This is a genomic window from Cupriavidus sp. SK-4, assembly GCF_000611125.1.
Classification (GTDB): domain Bacteria; phylum Pseudomonadota; class Gammaproteobacteria; order Burkholderiales; family Burkholderiaceae; genus Cupriavidus; species Cupriavidus necator.
Genome location: NZ_JFJW01000112.1, coordinates 1 through 8,388, shown reverse-complemented (window position 1 = coordinate 8,388; position 8,388 = coordinate 1). Strand labels below are relative to the sequence as shown.

Sequence of the window (8,388 nt, the reverse complement as noted above, 5' to 3'; positions counted from 1 at the left end):
ACCGAGGCGACAACTACCTTGACGCGCGCCGGAACCAAACGCAAAAGTGTGGGGCGCAGATGCTATTCGCCGCCAATATGCGGCGCATCCGCAAAGACAAAGGTTTTACGCAAGAGAAGGTTGCGGAAGCGGCCGACCTTCACGTCAACTACATCAGCTCGGTGGAGCGCGGCGAACGCAACATCTCGATCTGCAATATCGAGAAGATTGCTGTGGCGTTGGGCGTGGCCATGACCGCCCTCGTCGATGAAGCCGGGCCCTCGAAGGGCTACCAAAGCTCCTGAATCGTGCAGGCATTCGGCTATTTGTGTCGGAAGACGATAAGTCCGCTGCGGGCGATTGGGGCAGTCCGTGAATCGACCTACAGGCCCGGGTTCAGCGTCTTTACCTGCCCTGCACATAAAAACTGACAGGCCCGCCCGTCGGGCCCGGACGCCACCCGATCGTCAACCGGCGCGATCGCCGCGCTCCTCCACAGTAATCCGATGCAACAGCCGGTCATACCCATCGTAACCACCAGTCGCCGCGTGGTTCACGCATCGATTGTCCCAAACGACAAGCATCCCCTGCGACCACCGATGGCGATACACAAACTCCGGCCTGGCCTGGTGCTCGAACAACGCCCGCAAGATCGGCGCCGCCTCCTCGTCGCTCATGCCATCGATGCCGATCGTGTAGCCCATGCTGACGAACAAGGCTGTGCGCCCGGTTTCGGGATGCTTGCGCGCAATAGGGTGTAGCTGCGTTGCCAGCGCACTGTCCGAATAACGGATCGCCATCGAGCGCCCCTTGTCCTCCTCACCATATGCCCCCTGCCGCGAATAGCCGCGCCGCGCGGAATGGATGCCTTGCCTGCCGGCCACCAATGACTTGAGTTCCGCCGGCAGCGCGTCCCAGGCGGCGTACTGGTCGGCGAACAGCGTGTCGCCGCCCACTGGCGGAATGACGTTGCCGTAAAGCACCGTAGCCGCCGGTGGCTGCGCCAGGAAGCTCCAGTCCGAGTGCCAGGACTCGGCAAAAATCGGCGTGCGCTCGTTGGCATCGCGCCGGACTTGCGCGACATGGGGATGGCCAGGGATGGCGGTGAAGTAGGGATCGCTGCCGAGCGGGCCGATCGTTGACGCGAAGCGTTCGATGTCCTCGATGGCCAGGTCCTGGTCGGTGAAGGCAAGAACCTTGTGCTCAAGCCAGTGCCTGCGAATTTCGGCGACTTGCGCATCGGTCAGTGCCTGCCTCAGGTCCAGGCCCGTGACCAGCGCGCCGCAGGGGGTGTCCTGGGGCAGAACTTGCATTGCCATTGCGTCTCCTTGATGAGCGTAAGGAAGCGAGTGGGCGCACCAGGCGAACAGCGGCGCGCTCAGGCTGCCACGCCGACCGGGCGGTCGCCGGCGATGGTTGTGCGATGCAGCTCGCGGTCAAAGCCGTCATAGTCGTTCATCGCCAGATGCTGCGTGCAGCGGTTGTCCCAAACCGCAAGTGCGCCGCGAGTCCAGCGGAAGCGGCAGGTGAACTCGGGGCGGGCAGCGTGGGCGTAGAGGTATTGCAGCAGCGGCGCGCTTTCTTCTTCGGTCATGCCCTCGAAGCGCATCGTGTAGGTGCTGTTGACGTACAAAGCCTTCCTGCCCGTCGCCGGATGCACCCGCACCACCGGATGGAGAACCTCGCTGTTGGCGCGGTCATCGGTACGCACGTCCATCTTGTGGGCGGGGTCGCCGTTGTTGACCACGGCGCCTCTGGCGCCATAGGAGCGCACGGGGCTATGTACCGCGCGCAACTTGTCGAGCACCAGCTTTAGCCCATCGGAAAGGGCATCGTAAGCGTGATACATGCTGGCCCACATGGTGTCGCCACCGTAGGGCGGAATGACGCGTGCATACAAGGCAGACCCCAGCGGCGGGACTTCTGCATAGCTCATGTCCGTGTGCCATGCACCGCCAAAGTTGCGTTTGGTCTGCTCAGCCTTGCCCTTCATCACCGGCAGGATTTCAGCATGCCCTTCCAGCGCGCGGACGAATGGCACTTCCAGGAGATCGCCAAATCGGGCGCTGAACGCCTTGTGCTGATCCGGCGTCAACTGCTGGTCGCGAAAGAAGATCACCTGATGGTTGTGCAGCGCCGAGCGGATCTCTGCGAACGTCTCGTCCGGCACCGGCCGGGACAGGTCTACCCCACTGATCTCCGCACCCAGGGCGCCCGCTATGGGCTGGACATCGATGAAACGGTATTGCGACATGGCTTGCGTTCTCCTTCCTTAAAGCGTGTTAGCGACTGCGAGGGTTACTGGACGGTGATGTGGGCGCTGCGCACCAGCGCGCGCCACTTCTGCGTTTCCGCATCAATAAAGACGCCGAACGCCTCCGGCCCGGCGCCGGAGATGACGCCGCCCATCTCATCGATCTTCTTGCGGACGTCGGGCATCTTGAGCACTGCTTCCAGCTCTGAATCCAGCCGGGCAATGATGGGCTTGGGCGTTGCGGCCGGTACCAGCACGCCGAACCAGCCTGCAATCTCATAGCCGCGCAGGCCGGCTTCCGCCATGGTGGGCACCTCGGGCAGCAGCGGCGAACGCTGCGCCCCGGTGATGGCCAGCGCGCGCAACTTGCCGGACTTCACCAGTTGCAGCGCCGACGGCATGTTGTCGAACATCACCGGAACATGGCCCGCCACGGTGTCGTTCAGCCCCGGCGCGCTGCCTTAGTAGGGAACGTGGGTCATGCGCAGGCCGGCGGTGCTGGCAAACAGCTCGCCCGCCAGGTGCAGCGAGGTGCCGGCGCCCGGCGTTGCATAGGTCAGCGGCGTAGCCTGGCGCTTGCCGTACTGGATCAGGTCCTTCACGGATTGCACCGGCAGGGCCGTGTTCACGACCAGCAGATTGGGCACCGCCATCAGCATGGTCACCGGCGCAAGATCCTTGCTCGGCTTGTACGGCAGGTCGGAATAGAGCGAAGGATTGATGGCGATGGGGCCGATATTGCCCATCACGATGGTGTAGCCATCGGCCGGCTGCTTGGTCGCGTAGTCAGTGCCGACATTGCCGCCGGCGCCTGCCTTGTTCTCTACCACCACGGGTTGCCCGAGCCGCTCCCCCAACTTCTGGCCGACGATGCGAGCCAGCATGTCGGTGGATCCGCCGGGCGGGTAAGGGACAACCCATTTGATCGGCTTGCTCGGCCAGGCATCGCTGGCCCAGGCGGCAGGCCCGGGCATGATCGCAGCCGCGCAGGCCAGCGCGGCACTGAGAATGGGGCGCTTCATGTTGTCTCCTGTGGTGGGGCAGCGAGAATGCTTGCCGCCCACGCTTTCTTTGTTTATATTGTTCACCTAGTGAACGTACGTTACACGTAGTGAACAAATGAAGAGTAATAGATCAATCCTCAGGTGTCTAGCCATCCTGCAAGCCTTCCGCCAGAACGGCCGTCCGACCCTGGCCGAGCTGTCACGTGCGGTGGACTTGCCCCACCCCACGGTGCTGCGATTCCTGCTGACGCTGGAGGAAGAGGGATACGTGGCTCGCGAGGCAAACCAGTGGCGGCTCACCACGCGCGTGTTCGAGATCGGATTTGCCGCGATGGAAAGCCTGGGCGTGACCGAGGCGGTGCAGGAGCACCTGCAGCAGCTGGCCGACGCCTATTCCGGCACGGCGAACCTGGGGGAGATAAACCCCGAAGGCGTCATCATCGTCGGACGCGCAATGGCCCCGGCCGAGCGGCGCCGGCTGGTGGTCATGAACTTGCGGGTAGGCAGCGTGCTGCCGCCAGGCAGCGCCCTGGCCATGGCGCTTGCCCTGCCGGTCGGCGAATGGAGCGAGCTGGAATATCCGGAAAGCAATCAGATGTCGATTGCCGTGCCTCTGCCAGCGGTGGGGTCCAGGCAGCTGTCGCTTGGTATTTCTACGTCAATGGGCGAGGCTACGCCTGCGCGGATCAGGGAGGAGATGGTGCCGGCGCTGCAGCGGGCTGCGGGGAATGTTAGCAGGATGATTGGGTTGGCGCCGGCTTGAGGGGGCGGGAATGCAGGCATCGATCACGATGGCCTGCATGCATGACAGCTAACGGCTACCTCTGTACGACCGCGGTCGGCTCTTCCCGGCCGACGCCACCGCGAACAGCAGCATCAAGGGGTGATGGCTCGCTTTATAACGGCATCGATGTCAGCCCCTCATTGAATGCCGTGACCTTCTTCAAGTCTGCCGCACTGATCAGCCCTTCACCGCTGCACGCCCCGCCTTCGCGGCCCGCTTCACGGGCACCAACGTGACCGCCGCATCCTCGGTCCTGTCCGTATTGACCAGTACCCCTGCCGAGACAATATAGGCCGCCGCGCTCTCGATATCCCCGCGCAGCGCCGCGCATGCAGCCGCGCTGTCATGCCTGCGCAGGGCTTCGATCAGATTGTCGTGATGCTTGACCGCGACGCGCTCTTCCACGCGGCGCGATCCGGAGCGGAGGTCGTGGTTCAGGATCGGGCCAATGCGCAGCCACTGCGACTCGATCATCTGCAGCAGGATCGGCATGCGCGCCGCGGCATAGACAGCGAAGTGAAAGGCCTGGTTCGCGGCGATGACATCCGCGCCGTCGGGACTGCGCTTCGACATCTCGTCGGCAAACCGGCGGTGCAGTGCCTGTACCTGCTTTAGTTCCTCATCGGTGATGCGCTCTGCCGCAGTCGCGGTGGCGAGTCCCTCCAGTTGAATCCGGATCTTTGTGATCTCCTCGAACTGGCTGACGCTCATCCTCGGTACCCGCAGTGCACGGTTTGGCGTGAGCTCAAGTGCCTGCTCGGCAACCAGGCGATGCACCGCTTCCCGCACCGGCATGACGCTGACGTTCAGCGCGGCAGCAATGTTGCGCAGGGAAATCTGCTCTCCCGGCATCATCTGGCCGCTGATCAGCAGGTCTCGCAGCTGCGTGTAGACGTCGCGGCTGAGCGTCTGGCGGACAAGGGGCGTCACAAGGTCATTCAGGGTCATGCCGCGAAGCATAGCACATAGGGTTATTCTCTATATTTGATCTGTGATCACAGTTTTAATCTTCGTCCAGAAGGCAGGCATCCGCCTGTTCCCAAGAGGATTGGAATCATGTGGAAGGATGAATCGCTCGCCGGCAAACGTGTACTGGTGACCGCCGGCGCGGACGGAATTGGCCTGGAGATCACACGGGCTTTTGTGGAGGCGGGCGCCCGCGCCGCGGTTTGCGACGTGGCTGGAGACAGTCTTGAACGTGTCTGTGCCGAGTTGCCCGGCGTGGTGGCAGTCAGGGCCGACGTGTCGAAGGAAGCCGACGTCGAGGCACTGTTCCAGGCGGTGGATTGCGCCTTTGGCGGCCTGGATGTGCTCGTCAACAATGCCGGGGTTGCCGGCCCGACCGGCGGTGTCGAAACCCTGTCCCTGGCCGACTGGGAGCGCACGCTTGCCGTCAACATCACCGGCCAGTTCCTGTGCGCCCGCGCCGCGGTGCCGCGCCTGCGGCAGGGGCGCTCGCCGTCGATCGTCAACCTGTCCTCCGCTGCCGGGCATCTCGGCATGCCGGGCCGTTCCGCCTACTCCGCATCGAAATGGGCCGTGGTGGGCTTTACCAAATCGCTGGCGCTTGAACTGGGCGCGGATGGCATCCGTGTCAACACGGTGCTGCCCGGTGCGGTCGATGGCCCGCGTATTCGCGCGGTCATTGCCGCAAAGGCAGAGTCGCTCGGCAAGCCGCTTGAGGAAGTCACGCGCGACTACACGTCGCAGGCGGCACTGCACCGCATGGTGACGATGCGCGACATCGCCAACATGGTGCGCTTTCTCTGCAGCGACCAGGCGGCCAATGTGCACGGCCAGGAAATGGTCGTGGACGGCCTGACCCAGGCGCTCAGCTAGCGCGCCCGGCGCATTCCCGGGGGCCGCCGGATATCCGCGGCCCGCAGTCCGACAACACCCGACAAAGGAATCACCATGGCCAAGCGAGCCAAAGCCATCATCACCTGCGCCCCGACCGGCGCCATCCACACGCCCAGCATGTCGCCCCACCTGCCGGTGACCGCCGACGAGATCGCAACAGCCGCCATCGACGCGGCGCGCGCAGGGGCCGCCATCCTGCACCTGCACGCCCGCGACCCGAAGGACGGACGCCCGTCGCAGGACCCGGAGCTGTTCCGGCCGTTCCTCGCCAGGATCAGCGCCGAGACCGACGCCGTGATCAATATCACCACCGGCGGCAGCCCGCACATGACGGTGGAAGAGCGCATGTTGCCGGCCACGACCTTCAAGCCGGAGCTGGCCTCCCTGAACATGGGCTCGATGAACTTCGGCCTGTTCCCGATGCTCGACCGCTTCAAGGAATTCCAACACGACTGGGAGCGCGAACACCTGGAGAACAGCCGCAACCTGATCTTCAAGAACACCTACCAAGACATCGAGAACATCCTGCGCATCGGCAATGCCAACGGCACGCGATTCGAATTCGAGTGCTATGACATCAGCCATTTGTACAACCTGCGGCACTTCCTTGACCGCGGCCTGGTCAGTGGCCCGGTGTTCATCCAAACCGTCTTCGGCATCCTGGGCGGCATTGGCCCCGATCCCGAGGACCTGATGCACATGCACCGCACCGCCCGGCGCCTGTTCGGCGATCAGTTCCGCTGGTCGATCCTCGGCGCCGGCCGCAGCCAGATTCCGCTGGCGACTATCGGCGCGGCAATGGGCGCCAATGTGCGCGTTGGCCTGGAGGACTCACTCTGGATCGGTCCGGGCCAGCTGGCGGCATCGAGCGCCGAGCAGGTCACGCGCATCCGGACCGTGCTCGAAGCCCTGAACATCGACGTGGCCACGCCGGACGAAGCCCGCGACATCCTGGACCTCAAGGGCGCGGCAGGCACCGCGTTCTGAGCAGGCGGGGCCGCCACGGCCCGGCCCCGCCCAACCATCGACCACTGAAGACATCAACCAGGCAGAACGGCTGACGCGCGGCCCCAGGGCGTGGCGCCATATCCGCCGATGGAGACTACGCACATGCAGACCGTACCCGCCTCAGGCGCGCCGCCGCTGGCCGCGCCGACAGACCGCCCGCTGACCGCACTACTGTTCCGCAAGCTCATGCCCTTGCTGGTGCTGTCCTATGTGATCAGCTTTCTCGATCGCACCAACATTGCCCTCGCAAAGACCCACATCGCTGTCGACCTGAACATCTCGGCCGCGGCCTACGGGCTGGGCGCGGGTCTGTTCTTCCTCAGCTATGCCTTGCTGGAAATCCCGAGCAACCTGATCATGCATCGGGTCGGGGCGCGCTTCTGGATCACACGCATCATGGTGACGTGGGGCCTGCTGTCCGCGGCGATGGCCTTTGTCCAGGGCGAGACCTCCTTCTACATCATGCGCGTGCTGCTCGGCGCGGCCGAGGCGGGGCTGTTTCCCGGTGTGATGCTCTACCTCACGTACTGGTTCGGCCGCGAGGATCGCGCGCGGGCGGTGGGCTACTTCCTGCTCGGCGTCTGCATCGCCAACATCGTCAGCGGCCCGTTGGGCGGTGCCCTGCTGGGCATGGATGGCCTCTGGGGCTTCAAGGGCTGGCAATGGATGTTCGTGCTGGAAGGCATGCCCGCTGTGTTCCTTGCCGCGGTGGTCTGGAAGAAGCTGCCCGACGGTCCGGACAGCGCGCCATGGCTGACGCCAGCCCAGGCGCAGGAAGTCCGCAGCCGACTGGCCGCGGAAGCCGCCGATGCCAGTGCCGGCAAAGGTGGCCACTCGTTCCTGGGCGCCATGCGTGATCCGCAGGTCTGGCTGGCGATCTTCATCTACTTCTGCCATCAGATCTCGATCTACACGGTGATCTTCTTCCTCCCGGGCATCATCGGCACGTACGGCAAGCTCACGCCCGTGGAAATCGGGCTGCTCAATTCCCTGCCCTGGATAGCCGCCGCCATCGGCGCCGCATGGCTGCCCCGGCATGCCAACACCCCACGGCGCGGCCGCCGCCTGCTCTGCCTGGGGCTGGTCGTGATGGCAGGCGGCCTGCTGATTGCCGCCTTCGCAGGCCCGGTGATGGCACTCGTCGGCTTCTCGCTGACCGCGCTGATGTTTTTTGTGGTGCAGTCGATTGTCTTCCTGTTCCCGTCGTCTCGCCTGAAGGGCGTGGCGCTGGCGGGCGGACTGGCCCTCATCAATACCTGCGGGCTGGTGGGCGGATTCATCGGACCGTCGGTGATGGGCATTATCGAACAGGCGACCGGCAGTACGCGCAATGGGCTGGTCATCATGGCGGGCCTGTTGCTGATCGCCTGCGCCGTGGCGCCGTTTTTGCGGCAGGGGCAGGAACGCTGAAGGGTTGTAAGGCGGGAACGCCACCATGACAGGAGGTGGTGCTGACTGTATTCCAAGTGGAGCCTGTCAGATTTCTTGTGTGTTGAGGT

8 protein-coding genes and 1 pseudogene are annotated in these 8,388 nt (G+C 64.3%); 5 read left to right on the top strand and 4 right to left on the bottom strand.

All coding sequences use genetic code 11. From position 1 onward, the window contains the following. Positions 1-284: helix-turn-helix transcriptional regulator (locus tag CF68_RS24265; protein WP_051591667.1), on the top strand; the 284-nt coding region annotated here is incomplete at its 5' end. Positions 285-446: 162 nt separating this feature from the next. On the opposite strand, the gene CF68_RS24260 is transcribed toward CF68_RS24265, so the two are convergent. From CF68_RS24260 to CF68_RS24250, 3 genes and pseudogenes are all read right to left on the bottom strand, one after another. Further along, the gene (locus tag CF68_RS24260) at positions 447-1,298 is read right to left on the bottom strand and encodes a TauD/TfdA family dioxygenase (protein ID WP_035823741.1); all 852 of its coding nucleotides are present in this window, start codon (positions 1,296-1,298) and stop codon (positions 447-449) included. A gap of 59 nt (positions 1,299-1,357) precedes the next feature. Further along, entirely contained in the window at positions 1,358-2,233 is an 876-nt protein-coding gene (locus CF68_RS24255; protein ID WP_035823739.1) for a TauD/TfdA family dioxygenase, read from the bottom strand. Between the two features lie 44 nt (positions 2,234-2,277). Then, a pseudogene (locus CF68_RS24250) lies at positions 2,278-3,117 on the bottom strand (Bug family tripartite tricarboxylate transporter substrate binding protein). A gap of 235 nt (positions 3,118-3,352) precedes the next feature. Between CF68_RS24250 and CF68_RS24245 the strand changes: the two are divergent. Continuing rightward, positions 3,353-4,000, top strand: a complete 648-nt coding sequence (locus tag CF68_RS24245) for an IclR family transcriptional regulator (RefSeq protein WP_035823737.1) — start codon at positions 3,353-3,355, stop codon at positions 3,998-4,000. Between the two features lie 198 nt (positions 4,001-4,198). Here CF68_RS24245 and CF68_RS24240 read toward each other — a convergent pair whose 3' ends face one another. Continuing rightward, a complete protein-coding gene (locus CF68_RS24240) occupies positions 4,199-4,981 on the bottom strand; it encodes a GntR family transcriptional regulator (RefSeq protein WP_035823734.1) in 783 nt (260 codons plus the stop codon). Between the two features lie 96 nt (positions 4,982-5,077). Between CF68_RS24240 and CF68_RS24235 the strand changes: the two genes are divergently transcribed. The 3 genes from CF68_RS24235 (at position 5,078) to CF68_RS24225 (ending at position 8,299) form a co-directional block, all read left to right on the top strand. Continuing rightward, positions 5,078-5,860: an SDR family oxidoreductase gene (locus CF68_RS24235; protein ID WP_035823731.1), complete on the top strand. Its 783-nt coding sequence runs from the start codon at positions 5,078-5,080 to the stop codon at positions 5,858-5,860. 75 nt (positions 5,861-5,935) lie between these two features. After that, a complete protein-coding gene (locus tag CF68_RS24230; protein WP_035823729.1) occupies positions 5,936-6,868 on the top strand; it encodes a 3-keto-5-aminohexanoate cleavage protein in 933 nt (310 codons plus the stop codon). 123 nt (positions 6,869-6,991) lie between these two features. Next, on the top strand, positions 6,992-8,299 hold the full coding sequence (locus CF68_RS24225; RefSeq protein ID WP_035823727.1) for an MFS transporter: 1,308 nt from the start codon (positions 6,992-6,994) through the stop codon (positions 8,297-8,299). Positions 8,300-8,388: the final 89 nt, after the last annotated feature.